A 19,041-nucleotide genomic window follows, 5' to 3' on the forward strand; every position below is an offset into this window, starting at 1 on the left:
TCTTAGTTTCAAGAGAAAGATCCTGTCAATTTTACCGCCCGTTACAAAAAAAGAATCACTCGCTTCACGCCACTTCTACAGGAAAGAGCGTGAAAAGACGAGTGATTCTTTTTGGAGTCGGTCTTTGTATCAACTGTAATTAAGTGAACGATTACGGTGTTTTCTTGAACAGCCAGTTGACGTTTGGAGATAACAACGGTCGGAACAATCGAACGATCGGACGACTGGATAAAATCCACACGAAGAACAGCGCAAGCAAGAAGGATGAACCGATTAATAGCACCGGTGATTCGGCAATCCACGGCGGAACAAAATCACGGAACAGCCGGACGATAAACGAATGCAACAGATAAATCGCCAACGTCTGAATCCCGATTTGATCGAACCGTTCACCGAAGGAACGATGCGGGACCATCATCAGCACAGAGAAGATCATCACGGTACTGACCGCATATAAAAAGAGCTGGATCAAGGCACCTTTGAGGACCGGTACATCGAATTCACCGTACGTATCCCGGTAGAACAGCCAGACCGTATCGAATCCGTTTTTGGTCCAAACGGCCATGGCGACAGCGATGGCAACGGAAATGATCAATCCGGTCAAACGGCCAAGCGGTGACGTCAGCCGGTCACGAATCTGCCCGTCCGCGAGCCATCCCCGCTCTTTGATGAGATAGCCCATCAAAAAGAACGGATAAAAACTGACGACCTTCTGTAAGGAAAGGAAGTTCGTGATGGAACCCGGGTTAGCATTGATCAGCAGGGCAAACGCAATACTGATTAACAACGCATAACGTAAGGCCAGGAATCCAGGCGTCACGATTTGCCAAATGATGATCCCGAGCAGATACCAGAGCGTCCAGCTCGGAACAAGCGGATGAAGCAACCCGTCAATCAAGCCGTCGACCGTCTTTTCATTGACGTAAGCGAGATAGACTTCATGAATCGACTGCCAGATGAAGTAGAGGACGACAAACGAAATGATTCGTTTTGGTCTGACTTCCTTAAAAAAGTATCCGCTCATGAAGATGAACGCCGGCATGTGCAGCAAATAAATGATGTTGTAGACCATCTGCACCGGATCATTTTGCTCAAGATTACGGAACGTTTCAATCAGATGGCCAAAGACGACCATAAAAATCAATAATACTTTGTAGTTCCCGAGCCAATGATCATAAGAAAAGGTCATTGGTTTTGGTGTTGGATTCATTTGTTTTCTCCAAGAATGATTTGATCGACGAAACGCTGGCTCGATTTTCCGTCCTGGTGTTCGAAGAAATATTCCGCAAAGGCTTTGACGTTCTGCATCTCGAAATCTTCGTTTTTGATCCGTTCAATCAACTCTTCCGACGTACGGACGATCGGTCCCGGGACGAATTCTTCAAAGTCATAGTAGAAGTCGCGTTTTGAGATGTAATCTTCCAAATCGTAAGCGAAGAATAACATCGGACGGTCGAGCAGTGAAAATTCAAAACAAGTCGACGAATAATCGGTAATCAAAATATCAGAGACGAACAGCAATTCGTTGATTTCCCGGTGGTCCGTCAAATCAAGGAAGAAGTCCGCATATACTTCCGGAATCTCCATCCGGCGGCGGACGAACGGATGCATCTTCAAGACGAAGACATAGTCTTCATGGAACGCTTCGTATAAAGCGTCCAAATCAAGTTGACTGAAGTCATAATGGGCACTTTTGGCGCCGTTCCCACGGAAAGTCGGAGCGAACATGATGACTTTTTTGGTTTTGAAGACAGGATATTCTTCATAAATCCGTTCTTTGGCTTCGGCGATATACGTTTGATCAAAGAACATGTCGGTCCGGGGAATCCCGGTTGCGATGACTTGATCTTCCCTTAGGCCGAATCCTTCCGCGTAATGACGGGCGACGTTATGCGAGCTGACGATGGCTTTCGTGTAATTCCGGTGGCTGAGCGAGTTGGCGCTTGGACCACCCGGTTTGCCAAGACGGCTGTATCCGAATGTCTTGAAAGCTCCGACAGCATGCCAGACCTGGACCAGGTCGCTTCCTTTTCGGATGTTGAGCGGATAAATCATCGGATAAAAATCGTCGACCAAAATCGTTTTCGCCGTCGCGAGGTGGTAAGGCAATGTAAATTTGTCGCGCCAATCACGGCGGGACTGTAAGTTCGGTTTGAAGAATGTCTTCACGTCCAGGTTTAAATCCCGGCGCTCGATTTCGTTTAAGATATAGGCGAAGTTTCCGCTGACGTCACTTCGCGAGTCGGAAGCAAAAACAACTTTATTGTCTTGAATCGGTTGCGTCCACTTCGTGACATTGTAAATGCTCTTGAATGTAAAACGACGGAATTTGAACGCACGCTTCCGCCAATTCTTCTTGGATTTATTGAATTTTTCAATCAAGCGGATAAAACGTTTCGTCTCTCCCTGCTTAAGGGAATGGAAACCTAGGGTATTGCTGTATTCTGAATACTGGACGACCAGTTCATATTCAAGTTTGAGCAGGACGTTACTATGTTTTGTATCAACACGATAAATGACCGGAATCAAGGAACGTGTGTCTCCAAATGGTGCTTCATGTAAAATGGACTTTCCTTGGACGATTGCGAAGAAAGCATCGAAGTAACCCATTGGGAGCGGGCGTCCGGTCGGAGTCAGGTGATTGAGATCAAGCTCACCGCTGAATGTTTCTTCTGTCCAGTCACCTTCGAACGGGAAACGAAGAATGAATGTCCGCTTGTTCCGTTTGTTGCGGAAAATGACGGCCCGTTCTAAAGGAATCGGTTCCGCTGGTGCCTCGGACTGGACGTATCCATCGTCCGGTTGTGTTTCTTCTGTGTCTTCAGGAGCGGCAGGATTCTCAAAAAGTAGCTGTTCGGCCTGAAGGAAATCAGTTAATCCGAAAAGACGTGCCTCGAAGCGGAATTTGGTTCCCGCCAGTTCTAGATAGTTAACGTGTGCCTGTAACGTCGGCATCTGTGTTTCTTCTGTCAAAACAATCTCTCCTCGCTTAAATGATTACAATGCATTTACACAACAATGACAGATTTTTAAAATCATCACGAACATAGTATAGTGATATTAGAAATCATCCATCATTATATCGTGACGAAGCAAAAAAAATAGAACTTTGTCTATTTTTTTTGCTTTTGGTGGATAGAGTCATTAGAAAAAGATCATATTTTTTAAACATACCCACATCGCTGGTAAGTGGAAACAAAAAACTTTTTTTATTAAGGGAGGGAAGCAGAGTGACCCATGACAGCGCCATTGTCTATGGATGGGTCCTTTGCGATACAAGATGATTTATGCAGCAATCTTAGCAGGCGGAAAAGGAACGAGAATGGGGAATGTCGATCGTCCTAAACAATTCCTGTCAATCGGAGAACGTCCGATTATCGTGCATACCGTTGAAAAGTTTCTTTTACACGAAGATTTTGATCAAATCATTATTGTGACCCCAACGGCTTGGATTAACTATACACGTGATATTCTTGAGAAATATATCGGAACCGATGAGCGGATCGTCATCACGGCAGGCGGAAGCGACCGCAACGAGTCCATCATGGCGGCGATCAACTGGATTGAAAATAAAAACGGTTTGACAGACGAAGACGTCATCGTTACACACGATGCAGTCCGTCCGTTCTTGACGCACCGGATCATCAAAGAGAACATTTCAACGGCACTCGAGTACGGAGCATGTGATACCGTCATCTCGGCGATTGATACGATCGTCGCTTCGACGGACGGAAAAACGATTTCCGATATTCCGGTCCGCGATCAGATGTATCAAGGACAGACGCCGCAAAGTTTCCAAATCACAAAACTCAAAAATCATTACGAAGCATTATCAAGCGATGAGCGGGCAATTTTGACGGATGCCTGTAAGATTCTCTTGCTTAAAGGGGAAGCGGTCGCTCTCGTCACAGGTGAGTTGTTTAATATTAAAGTAACGACACCTTACGATCTCCGCATCGCCAATGCTATTTTGAAGGAGCGGATTCACCAATGATTAACCAAGTCTATCAACTCGTGGCGCCACGCCAAATCGAGGTGACGTACGATGAACGGTCACTCAATTCAGACCGGGTCGTCGTTCGTCCGACGTATTTATCGATTTGTCACGCGGATCAACGTTACTTTACGGGCAGCCGCAGTGCGGAAGTATTGGCAAAGAAGTTACCGATGGCGATGATTCATGAAGGCATCGGGAAAGTGGTACATGACCCGTCTGGAACGTTTAAGATCGGTACGTTGGTCGCAATGGTTCCGAACACACCGTCGGAAACAGATGACATCATCGGAGAAAACTACTTGCGGACAAGCCGTTTCCGCTCGAGCGGTTATGACGGCTATATGCAGGATTATGTCTTCATTCAGCCCGATCGTCTTGTCGAAGTACCGGCTGATCTTGACCCGGAAGTCGCAGCCTTCACGGAACTGGTCAGTGTATCCGTTCATGCCATGACACGTTTTGATCAGATTGCCCACAGCCGCCGGGAAACATTCGGTGTCTGGGGAGACGGAAACCTCGGATTCATTACAGCATTGATGTTACGCAAACTGTATCCGGAAGCGAAATTGCTTGTCTTCGGAAAAACGCAATCGAAGCTCGATTACTTCTCGTTTGCTGATGAAACGTATCATATCGATCAAATTCCGGACGGCGTATCATTTAATCACGGATTCGAATGTGTCGGTGGAATCGGCAGTCAGTATGCAATCAATCAAATGATTGATTACATCATTCCAGAAGGAACGATGGCACTGCTCGGCGTTTCCGAAGACCCGGTTTCCGTCAATACACGGATGATTCTTGAAAAAGGATTACGCGTTTACGGATCAAGCCGGAGTACACCGGCTGATTTTGCACGGACGATGGAATTGTATCAAATGTATCCGGATATTCCGGCCTATTTGTCGAATCTCGTGTCCGGTGTCTTCCAGATTCGACAAATCGAAGATATTCATCAAGCATTTGAAAGTGATTTGACGAATCGTTTCGGTAAGACCGTCATGGAATGGTGCATGTAAGAATGAAAGTGGAAAGAGAAGGGATCACGTTATGAAACAGAAATTACGTTTGATTCAGCGGCGAACAGTCCACTATTTGCTTGTCGTGACGTATTGGATCTCGAAGTTCTTTCCGGTACAGACCCAAAAAGTCGTCTTTGCGACCTATCGTTCGGATAAGCTCGTCGATAACTTCCGCGCCGTTTATGATGAACTTGAAAGTCGTGAACTCGGTTTTCAATATGTCTTTTTATTGAAACGGTTTCCGCAAAATCTGATCGGACAAATCAAATACGTCTTTCATATGATGCGGGCGACATACGAACTGGCGACGGCCCGGTATTTCATCATTGATGACTATTACTATCCGGTCTACGTCTCGACGTTACGCAAGGGGACGGAAGTCATTCAGTTGTGGCATGCCTGCGGCGCCTTCAAGAAGTTCGGCTACAGTGTCCTCGATAAGTCCTATTCACCGGATGACGATTACTTGAAGATGGTGGCGATTCACCGGAACTATTCCAAGGTGTATGTTTCCGGAGAAGCCTGCATTGGACCGTTTGCTGAAGCGTTCGGGATGGATTCAACCCGGATTCATCCGCTGGGTGTTCCGCGGACCGACCAGTTGTTGAACCGGGAGCGGCAAGTTCAGATTGAGCATAAACTCTATGACCGGTATCCGGAGTGGCGGTCGAAAAAGCTGATTTTACTGGCACCGACATTCCGGGGAAATGGACAAACGACGGCTCATTACGATCAGGAACTGGATTTCCACCAGTTTCGTGAACAGTTGGGACCGGATCATATCCTGCTGTTACGGATGCATCCGTTTGTCTTGAACCGTCCGGTCGTACCGGCAGAATTTTCAAACCAGATCATTGATATGACGGATTATCCGGATATCAATGACTTGATGCAGGTAGCGGATATTTTAGTGACCGATTATTCTTCCGTTATTTTTGAATTTGCTTTACTGAAAAAACCAATCATCTTCCTCGTGAACGATTTGAACGCGTATAAGGAAGAACGTGATTTTTACTTCCCGTACGAATCCTTTGTACCGGGACCGATTGTTTCGTCATTCAATGACGTCATTTCCTGGATCAAGGCAGGTCAGTTCGAACCGGAACAGATTGAAGATTTCGCGGCACGGTTCTTTACGTATCAAGACGGACTGGCGACAAAACGGATCGTCAATCATATATTGACGGGAGCGCTCCCGGATGCACCGGTGTGTCCGGAAGAACGGAAGACCGTTTAATTTAATCGAAGCGGATGAAACGAAACAAAGGTGGTGGATATTAAATCCGCCACCTTTGTTTGTCGTTCGGAATCAAACATCAAAAAAAAGCGTCCGTCTTTTACGATTCCGTTTGGGGAGGGAATGAAAAGAAGGACGCTTTAACTATTATGATGGGGCTTGATTGGCGCGGACAGGGGTAGTCCGCAGAATGCGCACCGTTTTAGAAGTGCGTTAACTTGTCACGTGCTGCCGTTCGTTTTTTCAGCGGAGGAATTAAGGCGGGCCATCCGAATTGGATGATTCCTGCGACACGTTCATTTTCGGAAGCGCCGATCATTTCGGCATATTCCTCCGTGAACCAATGTTTTCCGCTTTTCCAGCAACAGCCGAGACCCAGTTCAGTCGCGAGAAGCTGAACGTTTTGAATCATGGCGGCAGTCGCGAGCAGATCTTCCATCTGCTGATCCTCTGTTCCTTTTACTTCATATAAAACGGTCAAATAAACAGGAACATCCGCAAATTTTTGACGCATCATCTGGCGTTGTTCGTCTGTTTTTTGATCCAGCTGTCCCCGCTTGGCAAGCAGCGTCATCAATTGGTCGACATACCGCTCTTGGCTTTCTTCGTTAGCGAGGACAAATCGCCAAGGTTCACGCAATTTATGAGTCGGAGCATAGATGGCGGCTTCGAGAATTTCTTCAATCATTTCATTTGGAACCGGCTGATCGGTGTAGGCACGGACGGATCGTCGTTCTAAAATCAGTTGTCGGGTGTTCATGGTGATCATCTCCTGACGTAAGTACTCTTAGAATATAATTGATAACGATTATCATTGTCAACGGTTAATTAAAAAAACGCTGGTTCGAATCAGCGTTTGTCGGGTGAAGCAGCGATTTTTTTCTTGAGTTGCCGAATTCGGAATAAGGCGAACAAGTAATGTGCGAAATAGAGCGTGAAGCCAAAGAATACAGCTATCATGATATTAATCTGGACCCCGGGCACGACCGTTAAGTTCACAAAAAGAAGCACGCCCATCGAGAAAGTATAAAGGGCAGCTTCCAGTAATTGCGGCATCATCCGGTTTTTCTTCAGGAAAAACGACCGGATAATCGGCAAAATCACGAAGCTGACGAGACGATCCAGCAGACCGATCACCAATATGCTGATGATGATGGACAAAGGTCCTGCAAAGTATACTAAGTGTGGAAATAAGACATAAGAAACGAGCAGTAACGGTCCAATCAACAGGAAGATGGAGACGGACGCACGGAAAAAGATGAATAGACTGTTGATACTGATCAAAAAGGCACGTGTGACCTTTTGAGACCAGGATGAAGGGCGTCCGACTTGCCAGGCGAAACAGCAGGCAAAGATGAACGCATAAAATTGCAGAAAGGCAACCATAAAGCATCTCCTTTTAGATATGAAACTCAATGACCCTAGTGTAGCGATTTTAGGAAAGAAGTGCAAAGGCAAACAACTAAAAACCCGTTGACGATGTGCCGTCAACGGGTTTAGGAAAAGCCTTAATCGAGATTCGGTTCTTTTTTTCCGTGCAGGAAAAATGACAAGATCAGGGCGAGTGCAGACAAGACGGTCGCAACCCAAAACGCATCTGTGATTCCGCTGATCGTCGCTTGTTTCGTCAACTGCGTTATCCAGCTGACGGAAGCGGCTTGCGAACTGCCGAGCTGTTGTCCCAGCTCATTTAAATGCTGGGAAAGAGTCGGATCAAGTGTCGTAAACTGATTGGCGTCATCTGCCAGGTGAGCTGTCGTTTGACGTGTCATGACCGTGACGAGAATCGCTGTTCCGATTGAACCGGCGACCTGACGCAACGTATTTTGTGTTGCATTCCCGTGTGGAATCATTTTCATCGGCAAGGCATTCATCCCGGCTGTCATGATCGGCATCATGATGAAAGCCATTCCGAACGACCGGAGCATATAGATACCCATGATTGAATTATATGAGGTATTCATATCGAGTTGTGTCAGTTCCCACGTACCGTAGGTCATTAACGTCAAACCGAAAATAGCGAGCGGCCGGATACCGAAGCGGTCAAACAGTCGACCGGCGATCGGACCCGTGATTCCCATAATCAGTGATCCGGGTAACAGCAAGAGACCGGAATCAATCGGTGAGAAACCGCGAATACTCTGCAAGTAAATCGGAAGCAGGAGCATCCCGCCGAACAAAGCCATCGTGACGATGATGTTGATGAATAAAGTGAACGAAAACTCCGGTACTTTCAAGACCCGGATATTTAACATCGGATCATCCATGGAAAGCTCGCGGAGCGCAAACGCTGCGATCCCTAAAATACCGATCAGAATCGTGCTGATGACGAGCGGGCTGTCCCAACCGTCATTACCGGCTTCACTGAATCCGTACAACAGGCTTCCGAAGCCGATCGTACTGAAAACAACACCGAGTGCGTCAAACTTCGGTTTTGATAAAGGCTGAACGAGTTTAAACCAGGCGACACCGAGTAAGAGTGTCAAAAGACCGAAAAAGGCCATTCCGTAAAACATGACATGCCAATCATAATTCTGAATGACATAGCCGGTAATCGTCGGACCGACTGCAGGAGCAAGAATCATCGCGATTCCGAGCATCCCCATCGCCGCGCCGCGTTTATGAGGCGGGAACAAAGTCATGAAGACATTTGAACCGAGCGGCATTAAAATACCGGCACCGGCTGCCTGAACGACACGTCCGATCATCATGACGGGGAAGTTCATCGCCATCGAACAAATGATTGATCCGAAGAAGAACAGCGTCATGGAAACGAGGAACAATTGGCGGAACGTATAACTCCGCATCAAAAAGGCACTGATGGGAATCAGGATGCCGTTGACGAGCATGAACCCGGTCGTCAACCATTGTGCCGTCGAGGTCGAGACGTTAAAATCATTGATTAGGACGGGCAACGCGACATTGATCAATGTCTGATTCAAAATCGCGATGAACATTCCGATCAAAAGTACCGTCAAGACTTTTGGAATACTGATATCTGCAGTCGCGAGCGGCGCCCGCTCCTGCGTTTTTACTTGCGGTGCAGGCATCGGAGCGCTGTCCGGATTGTTGAGTTGCACCTCATCGAGAGGCGCAGGGGCATCAGCAGCACCCGCCAGACGGGCCGGACGTGAACGCCGTGCAATCAGGTTGACACCGATGATCGTGACAACCATAAAAGCGATGTATCCGAAGAGGAAGGTCGTAGACATAGACGTCCCTCCTTAATCCTTATGAATGCGGACGGTCACATTCATACCAGGTCGAATGTCGAGTGATTTTTCTTGTGACAGTGAGACTTTGACCGGAATGACTTGCGCAACTTTCGTGTAGTTGGCAGTTCCGTTTGAAGACGGCATCATCGAAAATGTTCCAGCCGTTGTCATACCGATTTGTTCGACTTCACCGGATAACGTCGTGTCCGGATAGCTGTCCACGTAAACATCGACAGTCTGTCCGACTTTGACTTCATCAATGTCGGTTTCTTCGACGTTCGCTGTTACCCAAAGCTCATTTAAGTTAAAACCGTAAGCGAGCGGTGTTCCTGCTCCGACAACGCCGTTTTCTGTCGCCATCGACTGAACGACTGTTGCTTTTGTTGGCATAGAGACCGCTGTACTGACCGGTTTTTGCCCCGCTTGCGCCATCATGACATGACCGAGTGTCGCGTCACTGTCGAGCGTTTGACCTGTTTTGGCTGTCCAGTCCGTCAGTTTACCGGCACCGGGACTTGCGATGGTAATCATTTTTCCATCAATCTTGGCATTGTCTGTTTTCACGTAACTTGTCGCTTGATCGTAATAGTAGTAGCCGATTGCGCCTCCACCGATTAAAACAACCAGTGTCAAAATGTTAATCAATAATACTTTTTTCATGTTCATGATATGAAATGCATCCTTTCTTCCGTATACTCTGAGTTCCCCAGTCGTAACATAAAAACTACTCCTCTGGGGGAGGAGTAGTTAATATAGTTAATTATATGAAGAAGGAATCAACATACAACCGACAATTTCCGACAAAGTGTTGGAAAAGTCAATGAGAACGGATACAATATCCAAAAAAGGTGGTTGTAGAAGATGAATTCAGGACAAGATCCACGACCAAAGCGGTCACGTGACCGTATTACAAAAGAATTATTTCGTTTGCTGGACCGTCATCCTTTTTCGACGATTACCGTCAAGATGTTGACGGATGGGGCGGCGGTCAATCGATCCACCTTCTACGCCCATTTTACGGATAAATATGATTTGATGAACCAGATCGTAGACGATCATATGCGGCTTCTGATGGAAGCAATCCGGATTCAGGGAACCGGGGCACCGGCTGTTCCGTCGCTCGATCGGGTCAGCCGTTACTTCGAACGACTGTTCATCCATATTGAAGAACATGAACAATTTTATCGGACGATGTTGCTGAACGGTCCGGTCAAAACGTTCATCTCGCGTTTTCTCGATATGTTAAAGGAAAATTATCAGCGGGTGTTCGAGGCGCACACGGTAACGGAAACCCAACTGGTTGATCGTGATTTATTGTTGAATTACGTGATCGGCGGACAGCTTGGGTTACTGATTTCCTGGTTACGAAACGGTCGCCCTTATTCAGCGACCTACATGGCAGATCAACTCAGCCGGATGATTGTTTTCGGAACAGTCAAGAGCATCGGTTTTCCGGAACAATCGACTTAAAGTGATATCAAAAAACCGCCCTTTCACCGGATGACGGGAAAGGGCGGGAATCAGGCCTGTTCGAGTTGCAGTTGTTTGGTATAGGTCGTACTCCGGTTGCGTCCGCTGTCCTTTGAATGATACAGCGCCTTATCTGCCTGCTGTAAGGCTTCAAGAGACGTATGCGAGCTGCTCGAGTGCGCAATACCGAGGGAAATCGTAATCTGCAGATCGGGGACGGCTGTCGTTGGGAAAAGATTTCGGGCGACCGTCGTCCGGGCCAGTTCTGCAACGCTCTTCGCATCGACGAGTGAGGTGTTCGGGAGAATGATTAAAAATTCCTCGCCGCCGTAACGTCCGACCAAATCATCCGGTCGTGCCAGTGAGGCTAACGTCGTCCCGAGTTGCCGTAAAACATCGTCACCAGCGTCATGACCATATGTATCGTTGACGTGCTTAAAGAAATCAATGTCAATCAAGATAAGAGAGTAGCCTTCTTCCGCTGAACCAACGAGCGACAGGGAATCATCCAGCCGGCGGCGGTTGGCGAGTCCTGTTAAGGCATCCGTCATGGCGAGCTTTTGCTGGTACTGGATATTTTCAAAATGTCGTCGTAATTCCGTCAACAAATGATAGGTCACAAAACCGGCAATCAAGTTAAAGAATATGTAAGCCAGCGAAACTTCGATGAAAGTCGTCCAACTGTTCGTCAACAGATAGATGGCCGGTAATGAATAGAGAATCCCGATGCCAATCATCAGTTCGAAGTTCCAGAAGGTCATCCGGATATAGCGGCGGATGACAGCAATCGTCAGGATGAACACTCCGATGACAATCGTTGATACGACAGCAGCATCCATTTGTTCGACCGGAGTCAGCATAAAACGTGTCGCGACGATCATTACACCGGTGACGAGGGCACTCGGCAACCCGCCGAACATCATGGCGATGACGACAGGGACAATCCGTAAGTCGACCCGGGCGACATCAATCTGAATGCTGTTGAACATTAGAAGGACAGAAATCAGACCGGCGAGACCACCTAAAACGAGTCGAACGTTCAGATTCGTGTTCGGTGTAATCCGTGGGTGATTTCGAAAAGGAAGAAACAAAAGAGTAATCGTTGTAAACAGTAAGCAAAAGTTAATGATGAAATTATTCATGATGGACAACAAATCCTCCCAGCTCCTCGTAAACGCATTTCCAATAAGATAGTTCCAGTATACCCATTTTACTAACGGCAAGAAATGGAAAAATGTTTAGCGAAAGATGCTAAAGTCAATAAAAAAGACAAAGTACACAGTCAAGTGAACTTTGTCGGAGAAAAAATAAATATTTTTTTGAAAGTAATTTTTAGGAAGAAATCGCTTCTTCATCCATCGTTAAGAGGATCTTATCGAAGACGAGAACCATCGCATTCAGCTCTTCTTCCGTGAGGGTGCCGAAACGCTCTTGGAGATATTTCCGGCGGACGACTTCAAGTTCGCGGAAAGCGGCTTCTCCTTCGTCCGTCAGTGCTAAAACAATCGATCTTCTGTCATCCGTCGAACGCGTCCGCGTGACGAATCCGGCTTTGTACAAACGATCAGTCAAAGCTGTTACCTGACTTGTCGCAAGCTCAAACTGCTCTGCGAGTAGAGTCGGACGTTGGGGACCATTTTCGGACAGGCTACGCAAAATGAAAAATTCACTCCGCGTCGCGGTTCCTTCAAACAGTCGGTTGAGTTCGCGGCGTAGTGTCCGGAGAATGACCCGCATTTGTTCCTCTAATCGATAGGTCAGTTGATCACGTTCTTGTGGCATTCAAGCAACATCCTTTCTCTCGGTTAACTTCTATAATTTAGTGTACTAAAAATTACGGATTTTTACCATGAATAGCCGACATTTCAAAAAAAGAATTGACAATTTAAAGACGTTTTGTGTAACATGACGATGTAATAACGAAATTATAACTAACTTAATTAGTTCTCACTCAACCAGTGGGATGGAGGTTGCAGTTCTTATAAGTACAGTCACGGATGTCGTCAAGCGGCAGATGAGGTGATTGAAAAGGAAGAATTGCCGAAATCAATCATCGCTTTGAAGATGATCGATTGGGATTAGATCGAACAGGTCTAATACTGTCACAGGTCAGGCATGACTTGTGGGGAGCTATCTTTCACGACGGTAGAATGGGGCGCATCCTTTTACTATGTTGCGTTCTCATCTTCCTTCTGGAAGATGAGGGCGCTTTTTGTTTTTTTTCAAAAAGTGTCCTCTCAAAAATTTAAAAAAGAGAGAAGCGAATGAGATGAATACTTTACAACCCCAAAGAAAACTCGATTCAACCGAAGAAGGACTAAAACGCGGTCTGCAGGCCCGCCATATGTCGATGATTGCGATTGGCGGTGCGATCGGAACCGGTTTATTCATTGCCTCCGGTGCATCCGTTGCTGCGGCCGGTCCGGGCGGTGCGTTGTTATCCTATGCCATTGTCGGACTCATGGTGTACTTCCTGATGACGAGTCTTGGTGAGATGGCGGCGTACATGCCGGTCGCCGGTTCATTCTCGACCTACGGCGCAAAATTCGTCGACCCGTCGTTTGGTTTTGCGTTAGGTTGGAACTACTGGTACAACTGGGCGGTCACGATTGCCGTAGAACTCGTAGCGGCGCAAATCGTCATGAGTTACTGGTTCCCGGATGTTCCCGGATTTTACTTCAGTGCGATTTTCCTGTTATTGATGATTGGTTTAAATTACTTCTCCGTTAAAGGTTTCGGGGAAGCGGAATATTGGTTCGCAATGATCAAAGTAGTCACTGTCATCATCTTCCTGATTGTCGGTGTCGCCATGATCTTCGGTGTCTTCACATCAGAAGCACCGGTCGGTTTTAAAAACTTTGCGTTAGGTGATGCGCCGTTCGTCGGAGGCATCCCGGCCGTCATCGGTATCATCCTGGTTGCCGGTTTCAGTTTCCAGGGAACGGAACTTGTCGGAATCGCAGCCGGTGAGTCGGAAGATCCGAAGAAAAACGTTCCGAAAGCCGTGAAACAAGTCTTTTGGCGGATTCTTCTGTTTTATGTGTTTGCGATTTTCGTCATCGGAATGTTGATTCCGTACACAAGCCCGAACCTCGTTTCGAATGACATTACCGATGTAGCGGTCAGTCCGTTTACACTTGTCTTTGAAAAAGCCGGTCTTGCGTTCTCGGCAGCATTGATGAACGCTGTTATTCTGACGTCTGTCTTATCGGCAGGAAACTCCGGAATGTATGCGTCGACACGGATGCTGTATACGTTGGCACGCCAAGGTGATGCACCGAAATTGTTCGCACAAGTCTCAAAAAATGGTGTTCCCCGCAATGCGTTGCTTGCGACCGGTGCCATCGGAGCACTTTGCTTCCTGACATCGATGTTCGGCGGTCAAGTATATCTGTGGCTGTTGAATGCATCAGGGATGACCGGTTTCATCGCATGGCTCGGTATCGCGATCAGCCACTACCGTTTCCGCAAAGGATTCCTTGCGCAAGGTCATTCGCTCAGTGATTTGCCGTACGTGGCACCTGCTTTCCCGTTTGGACCGCTCTTTGCGTTCGGACTTTGTTTTCTCGTCATCGTCGGCCAAAACTACGCCGCGTTCCTCGCGGATCAAATTGACTGGGTGGGAATTGCCGCAACCTATGTCGGCATCCCGTTATTCCTTGCCTTTTGGTTAGGTCATAAATTTAAAAACCGGACATCGGTCGTTCCTTATGAAGAAATGGAATTCCCGGAGCATCCGCGTCCGTAAATGAAAAGTCGATTCCGTTTCCAACGGGGTCGGCTTTTTTTGTGCCTTTTGAAAAAGAAATCATCTGGAAAACGTATCAAACGGAGAGAAATCGATTAAGATAAAAGAAAAATGGAGGCGACCTCAGTGAACTATTGGTATCACTTTAAACGGGCATTCATCCCGATTGCGATTTTACTTGTGACGTTAGCAATCTATCAGATGCTGTACCGCATGAATAACATGTGGTATTCGTTCGGTGGATTAATTTTAGTATTTGCGGCGATTTATTTTGTCATGCGCCGCTTAAAAGCGAATCCCGAAGATTGACTGAGCAAGATAGTAGGGTAGCCGCACGGAACGCGTTAAAATAGACCCATACAGAGGAGGGGAAGCTAGATGGCAAAAGCAATATTCGCAGGTGGCTGTTTCTGGTGCATGGTCAAGCCATTTCATAAATATGATGGTGTCGAACAAGTCATTTCCGGTTATACAGGTGGTCATACAGAAAACCCGACTTATAAAGAGGTCTGTTCTGAAACGACAGGACATTTAGAAGCGGTCGAAGTCACGTATGATCCGTCGGTCATCTCATATGATGAGTTGCTTGAAATTTTTTGGCGGCAAATTGATCCGACGGATGGCGGCGGACAGTTCAACGACCGCGGTCAGTCTTACGAACCGGCCATCTTTTATGTCGATGAAGATCAAAAACAGGCGGCAGAACGTTCGAAAGCGGCGCTTGATGCCTCTGGACGTTTTTCACGTCCGGTAGCCGTCGACATCCGTCCGGCCAAACCGTTTTGGCCGGCAGAGGAGTACCATCAGGATTATTACAAAAAAAATCCGTTCCGTTATCAGATGTACAGTGTCGGATCGGGACGTGCCAAATTCGTCAAAGAAGCCTGGAAAGATCAAGGCAAGGAGCAGGAGTTGAAACAACGCCTGACACCGATCCAGTATAAAGTTACGCAGGAGAACGGGACAGAGCCCGCTTTCCGCAATGAATACTGGGATGAGGAGCGACCGGGTCTCTACGTTGATATCGTCGACGGGACACCGCTCTTTACGTCGAAAGACAAGTTTAATTCAAACTGCGGATGGCCGAGCTTCGCGAAGCCGATCTCAGAGGATAAGATGGAAGTCGAACTCGATACGACACACGGCATGACGCGGACAGAAGTTCGTTCTGCGAATGCTGACAGTCATCTTGGTCATATCTTTGATGACGGTCCGACTGAACTCGGAGGTCTCCGCTACTGCATCAATTCAGCAGCACTCCGATTTATTCCGGTAGAAGAGCTTGATTCGACTGGATACGGGGAATATAAAAAGCACTTCGAATGAAGGTAAAAGACAGCAAAGCGGATTCGTTTTGTTGTCTTTTTTTCTAGACAAAGGAGGGTTTTCCATGTTCACGCAAGTCTATGAGGAAATTCGGCAACTGACAATCTCGAAAGTACTCGATTTCTACGATCATGAAGTCCGCGGACTGGATGAAGCGGCACGGCAAACGAAGTATCAAAAGATGAGTGCCAGCCCGTTTCTCTTTTTCCGCGGCAGTTCCCATTTATTTTATTATGACGTGACCCGGATTCCGCTCGGATTTGATACGCCGCCTGAGACACCGACCTGGATTCAAGGGGATCTCCACTTCGAAAATTTTGGAGTCCACGGCAATGCCAAAGGAGAAATCATTTATGACGTCAATGACTTTGATGAAGGGTACCTCGGTTCCTATCTGTACGATTTGATCCGGATGGCGGTCTCCGTCCAGTTGTTTGCGGAAGAAGCGGGGTACGACGCAGAGCCGGCCATTGCAGCCTACGTTCAACATTACTTAGATGACTTACGCCAATATGCGAAAGGTAAAAATCCAAGCAAGGTCTGCTTTACAATCGATAACACGAAAGGACCGATCCGTAAACTGATCAAAAAAGCGGAGAAAAAGAAAGCGGAATTGCTTGGAGAGCGGACGACGGTCGTCGACGGACAACGCCGTTTCGCTGACTTACCGGATATGAAGCGGCTTGATTCCTCCACCTATGAAGCCATTGAAGCGGTTTGGCCGGAGTACATCGCCTCCATTGATGCTGAGGACCGACGAGAGGATGGTTTTTACGCCATCAAGGATATCGTCTGTAAGCTCGACAGCGGGACAGCTTCGATTGGTCTCGAACGTTACTATATTTTGGTTGAAGGAACAGGGGGGGAACATGAAGACTTGATTCTTGAGATGAAACAAGCCCAATCGTCCGTCGCCTCGCTGTTTGTACCGGTCTTTTTACAGGAAGTCGAGACGGTTCACCAGGGTCGACGTATCGTGGCTTCGCAAAAAGCGATGCAGGCACACGAAGATCCATATCTCGGTTACGTAACGATGCTAGGCAAAGAATATTATGTCCGGGAGCGTTCCCCATACAAGAAAAAGTTAAAAGCGAAGCATATTAAAAGCCAGGATGACCTCGAAAACGTTCTTTCGATTCAAGGTCAAATCACCGCGAAAATTCATGCACGGGCCGATATGGATGCGGGAATTGATGTGGATATCTTAAACCATCATGCAGACGTCGTCATCATCGAATCAATCGGTGTATCGGACGCTGAATTCACCCGTCAAATCCAACGGTGGTCAAGTGCCTATGCAGCGCGGACAACGCTTGATTTCCAAGTGTTTTTAAGTTGGTTAGCTAGTCGCTGAACGCTATTTTCGAAGACCTTTTTTCAGACAAAGATTCCTTCTGAATACCAGTTCATCCTGGGTTGCGAAGGGATTTTTTTATGGATAAATAATTATGTAAGCGAAACGCAATTTACAAATGGGTCTAATGACCTATATCAATTTATCTGAAAACTTCGTAAATTTTGGATTAAGTAATTGCAAAACTTTTTTGTAATTCGAACTAAACACACAACAGGGGGAGTATCATCATGAGTTTGACGCGGAAAAAAGATGTTTCCGCTATGATTGCTGCGAGTCAGCGCAACAGCGGACTTGCTCGAAATCTTGGCGCAATGGATTTAACGTTTTTAGGAATTGGCGCCATCATTGGTACGGGAATTTTCGTCCTAACCGGAACAGGAGCATTGACAGCAGGACCTGGTCTTATCGTCTCATTCATTTTATCTGCCATTGCCTGTGGGTTAGCGGCACTCGCTTATGCGGAATTCGCTTCGACGATTCCGGTCAGTGGTTCCGTCTATACGTATACGTATGCCACGATGGGTGAAATCTTTGCCTGGATCATCGGTTGGAACTTGATTTTGGAATATGGACTCGCCTCCAGTGCCGTTGCGGCAGGATGGTCCGGTTACTTCCAGTCGTTACTCGGCGGATTTGGTATCCATCTCCCGACAGCACTCTCAGCAGCTCCCGGCGCGGTAGAAGGCGCAAAAACGTTCTTCAACTTACCGGCCTTCCTGATTTTACTTGCCATTACAGCCCTGTTATCGATGGGGATTAAAGAAACAAAACGCGTCAACAACATCATGGTTATCATTAAACTAGCAGTCGTTGTCTTATTCATCGTCGTTGGTGTCGGCTATGTTGAACCGACGAACTGGGCACCATTTACTCCGTTCGGATGGGGCGGCGTCTTCTCCGGAGCAGCCATCGTCTTCTTTGCTTACATCGGTTTTGATGCTGTTACATCGGCAGCAGAAGAAGTACGTGAGCCGCAAAAGAACTTGCCACGCGGTATCATCGGTTCCCTTGCTGTCTGTACAGTCCTTTACGTCATCGTTGCAGCGATCATGACAGGAATCGTCCCGTACCAAAAATTTGCGGGCGTCGATCACCCGGTCTCACTCGCCATTCAGATGGCAGGACAAAACTGGGTCGCCGGTTTCATCGATTTAGGTGCGATTCTCGGAATCACAACGGTTATCCTCGTCATGACATACGGAATGGTACGTTTAGCGTTCGCCATCTCACGTGACGGCATGTTCCCGAAAGTATTCTCGGAAGTACATCCCAAATACAAAACACCGTTCAAAGCAACATGGATGATTGGTCTTGGCAGTGCAACAGTCGCAGGACTCGTTCCACTCGATGTCATCGCAAACCTCGTTAACATGGGGACACTTGCAGCATTCGTCTTAATCTCTGTTGCGGTCTTGATCCTTCGTAAAACACAACCGGATCTTCCGCGTGCATTCAAATGTCCGGGAATGCCGTACGTGCCGATCGCAGCAATCGCTTCGTGTCTCTTCTTAATGTTCAACTTGAAACTCGAAACATGGATTGCTTTCTTCATCTGGCTGGCGATCGGACTTGTTCTATACTTCGCCTTTGCCCGAAAGAATTCGAACCTGGAACCAGGAAACATGCCGGCTACTGAAATTGCAGCTTCAGACGAAAAATAAAAAAATGC

17 protein-coding genes and 1 riboswitch are annotated in these 19,041 nt (G+C 47.1%); of the genes, 9 read left to right on the forward strand and 8 right to left on the reverse strand.

The genetic code is table 11. From position 1 onward, the window contains the following. Positions 1-151: 151 nt before the first annotated feature. Positions 152-1,210: an acyltransferase family protein gene (locus N7U64_RS12440; RefSeq protein WP_318929954.1), complete on the reverse strand. Its 1,059-nt coding sequence runs from the start codon at positions 1,208-1,210 to the stop codon at positions 152-154. Next, positions 1,207-2,973 (reverse strand): CDP-glycerol glycerophosphotransferase family protein, encoded by a 1,767-nt coding sequence (locus N7U64_RS12445; RefSeq protein ID WP_318929955.1) that lies wholly within the window; start codon positions 2,971-2,973, stop codon positions 1,207-1,209. Before N7U64_RS12445 ends, N7U64_RS12440 begins: the two co-directional genes overlap by 4 nt. A 307-nt stretch (positions 2,974-3,280) precedes the next feature. On the opposite strand from N7U64_RS12445, the gene N7U64_RS12450 reads away from it, so the two are divergent. Genes N7U64_RS12450 through N7U64_RS12460 form a run of 3 tightly spaced genes read left to right on the forward strand, consistent with a single transcriptional unit; the run spans position 3,281 to position 6,256 of the window. Next, positions 3,281-3,994 (forward strand): 2-C-methyl-D-erythritol 4-phosphate cytidylyltransferase, encoded by a 714-nt coding sequence (locus N7U64_RS12450; RefSeq protein ID WP_114597238.1) that lies wholly within the window; start codon positions 3,281-3,283, stop codon positions 3,992-3,994. Continuing rightward, positions 3,991-5,016, forward strand: coding sequence for a ribitol-5-phosphate dehydrogenase (locus tag N7U64_RS12455; RefSeq protein WP_318929956.1), 1,026 nt, complete (start codon positions 3,991-3,993; stop codon positions 5,014-5,016). The genes N7U64_RS12450 and N7U64_RS12455 overlap by 4 nt, the downstream gene beginning before the upstream one ends. 31 nt (positions 5,017-5,047) lie before the next feature. Beyond that, positions 5,048-6,256 (forward strand): CDP-glycerol glycerophosphotransferase family protein, encoded by a 1,209-nt coding sequence (locus tag N7U64_RS12460; RefSeq protein ID WP_318929957.1) that lies wholly within the window; start codon positions 5,048-5,050, stop codon positions 6,254-6,256. Between the two features lie 202 nt (positions 6,257-6,458). Here the strand turns inward: N7U64_RS12460 and N7U64_RS12465 are convergent, their stop codons facing one another. The 4 genes from N7U64_RS12465 to N7U64_RS12480 form a co-directional block, all read right to left on the reverse strand. Continuing rightward, complete coding sequence (locus N7U64_RS12465) at positions 6,459-7,016, reverse strand: nitroreductase (RefSeq protein WP_318929958.1); 558 nt, start codon at positions 7,014-7,016, stop codon at positions 6,459-6,461. A gap of 89 nt (positions 7,017-7,105) precedes the next feature. After that, positions 7,106-7,642 carry a hypothetical protein gene (locus N7U64_RS12470; RefSeq protein WP_290829107.1) on the reverse strand — a complete coding sequence of 179 codons (537 nt, stop codon included), beginning with the start codon at positions 7,640-7,642 and terminating at the stop codon, positions 7,106-7,108. A gap of 122 nt (positions 7,643-7,764) precedes the next feature. Next, complete coding sequence (locus N7U64_RS12475; protein WP_290829109.1) at positions 7,765-9,468, reverse strand: DHA2 family efflux MFS transporter permease subunit; 1,704 nt, start codon at positions 9,466-9,468, stop codon at positions 7,765-7,767. A 12-nt stretch (positions 9,469-9,480) separates the two neighbouring features. After that, entirely contained in the window at positions 9,481-10,137 is a 657-nt protein-coding gene (locus tag N7U64_RS12480) for an HlyD family secretion protein (RefSeq protein ID WP_026829549.1), read from the reverse strand. Between the two features lie 195 nt (positions 10,138-10,332). Between N7U64_RS12480 and N7U64_RS12485 the strand changes: the two genes are divergently transcribed. Further along, the gene (locus N7U64_RS12485) at positions 10,333-10,941 is read left to right on the forward strand and encodes a TetR/AcrR family transcriptional regulator (protein WP_318929959.1); all 609 of its coding nucleotides are present in this window, start codon (positions 10,333-10,335) and stop codon (positions 10,939-10,941) included. 50 nt (positions 10,942-10,991) lie between these two features. On the opposite strand, the gene N7U64_RS12490 is transcribed toward N7U64_RS12485, so the two are convergent. Further along, positions 10,992-12,083, reverse strand: a complete 1,092-nt coding sequence (locus tag N7U64_RS12490; RefSeq protein WP_318929960.1) for a diguanylate cyclase domain-containing protein — start codon at positions 12,081-12,083, stop codon at positions 10,992-10,994. Positions 12,084-12,273: 190 nt separating this feature from the next. Then, positions 12,274-12,723, reverse strand: a complete 450-nt coding sequence (locus tag N7U64_RS12495; protein ID WP_214766663.1) for a MarR family winged helix-turn-helix transcriptional regulator — start codon at positions 12,721-12,723, stop codon at positions 12,274-12,276. A 174-nt stretch (positions 12,724-12,897) separates the two neighbouring features. Further along, positions 12,898-13,082, forward strand: a riboswitch (Lysine riboswitch). 128 nt (positions 13,083-13,210) lie between these two features. On the opposite strand from N7U64_RS12495, the gene N7U64_RS12500 reads away from it, so the two are divergent. The 5 genes from N7U64_RS12500 (at position 13,211) to N7U64_RS12520 (ending at position 19,033) form a co-directional block, all read left to right on the forward strand. Further along, a complete protein-coding gene (locus N7U64_RS12500; RefSeq protein ID WP_318929961.1) occupies positions 13,211-14,689 on the forward strand; it encodes an amino acid permease in 1,479 nt (492 codons plus the stop codon). Positions 14,690-14,815: 126 nt separating this feature from the next. Then, positions 14,816-14,998, forward strand: a complete 183-nt coding sequence (locus N7U64_RS12505) for a hypothetical protein (RefSeq protein ID WP_012369112.1) — start codon at positions 14,816-14,818, stop codon at positions 14,996-14,998. Between the two features lie 69 nt (positions 14,999-15,067). Beyond that, positions 15,068-16,015: a peptide-methionine (S)-S-oxide reductase MsrA gene (msrA, locus tag N7U64_RS12510; protein WP_318929962.1), complete on the forward strand. Its 948-nt coding sequence runs from the start codon at positions 15,068-15,070 to the stop codon at positions 16,013-16,015. A gap of 64 nt (positions 16,016-16,079) precedes the next feature. Next, positions 16,080-17,369: a DUF2252 domain-containing protein gene (locus tag N7U64_RS12515; RefSeq protein ID WP_318929963.1), complete on the forward strand. Its 1,290-nt coding sequence runs from the start codon at positions 16,080-16,082 to the stop codon at positions 17,367-17,369. A gap of 230 nt (positions 17,370-17,599) precedes the next feature. Beyond that, positions 17,600-19,033 carry an amino acid permease gene (locus N7U64_RS12520; RefSeq protein WP_318929964.1) on the forward strand — a complete coding sequence of 478 codons (1,434 nt, stop codon included), beginning with the start codon at positions 17,600-17,602 and terminating at the stop codon, positions 19,031-19,033. Positions 19,034-19,041: the final 8 nt, after the last annotated feature.

Source organism: Exiguobacterium sp. K1 (assembly GCF_033721435.1).
Lineage (GTDB): Bacteria > Bacillota > Bacilli > Exiguobacteriales > Exiguobacteriaceae > Exiguobacterium_A > Exiguobacterium_A artemiae.

What these genes read in the sequence shown, in the direction of transcription:
- N7U64_RS12440 (WP_318929954.1), bottom strand. Translation starts at nt 1,210, where the DNA reads ATGAATCCAACACCAAAACCAATGACCTTTTCTTATGATCATTGGCTC.
- N7U64_RS12450 (WP_114597238.1), top strand. Translation starts at nt 3,281, where the DNA reads ATGATTTATGCAGCAATCTTAGCAGGCGGAAAAGGAACGAGAATGGGG.
- N7U64_RS12455 (WP_318929956.1), top strand. Translation starts at nt 3,991, where the DNA reads ATGATTAACCAAGTCTATCAACTCGTGGCGCCACGCCAAATCGAGGTG.
- N7U64_RS12460 (WP_318929957.1), top strand. Translation starts at nt 5,048, where the DNA reads ATGAAACAGAAATTACGTTTGATTCAGCGGCGAACAGTCCACTATTTG.
- N7U64_RS12465 (WP_318929958.1), bottom strand. Translation starts at nt 7,016, where the DNA reads ATGAACACCCGACAACTGATTTTAGAACGACGATCCGTCCGTGCCTAC.
- N7U64_RS12470 (WP_290829107.1), bottom strand. Translation starts at nt 7,642, where the DNA reads ATGGTTGCCTTTCTGCAATTTTATGCGTTCATCTTTGCCTGCTGTTTC.
- N7U64_RS12475 (WP_290829109.1), bottom strand. Translation starts at nt 9,468, where the DNA reads ATGTCTACGACCTTCCTCTTCGGATACATCGCTTTTATGGTTGTCACG.
- N7U64_RS12480 (WP_026829549.1), bottom strand. Translation starts at nt 10,137, where the DNA reads ATGAACATGAAAAAAGTATTATTGATTAACATTTTGACACTGGTTGTT.
- N7U64_RS12485 (WP_318929959.1), top strand. Translation starts at nt 10,333, where the DNA reads ATGAATTCAGGACAAGATCCACGACCAAAGCGGTCACGTGACCGTATT.
- N7U64_RS12490 (WP_318929960.1), bottom strand. Translation starts at nt 12,083, where the DNA reads ATGAATAATTTCATCATTAACTTTTGCTTACTGTTTACAACGATTACT.
- N7U64_RS12495 (WP_214766663.1), bottom strand. Translation starts at nt 12,723, where the DNA reads ATGCCACAAGAACGTGATCAACTGACCTATCGATTAGAGGAACAAATG.
- N7U64_RS12500 (WP_318929961.1), top strand. Translation starts at nt 13,211, where the DNA reads ATGAATACTTTACAACCCCAAAGAAAACTCGATTCAACCGAAGAAGGA.
- msrA (WP_318929962.1), top strand. Translation starts at nt 15,068, where the DNA reads ATGGCAAAAGCAATATTCGCAGGTGGCTGTTTCTGGTGCATGGTCAAG.
- N7U64_RS12515 (WP_318929963.1), top strand. Translation starts at nt 16,080, where the DNA reads ATGTTCACGCAAGTCTATGAGGAAATTCGGCAACTGACAATCTCGAAA.
- N7U64_RS12520 (WP_318929964.1), top strand. Translation starts at nt 17,600, where the DNA reads ATGAGTTTGACGCGGAAAAAAGATGTTTCCGCTATGATTGCTGCGAGT.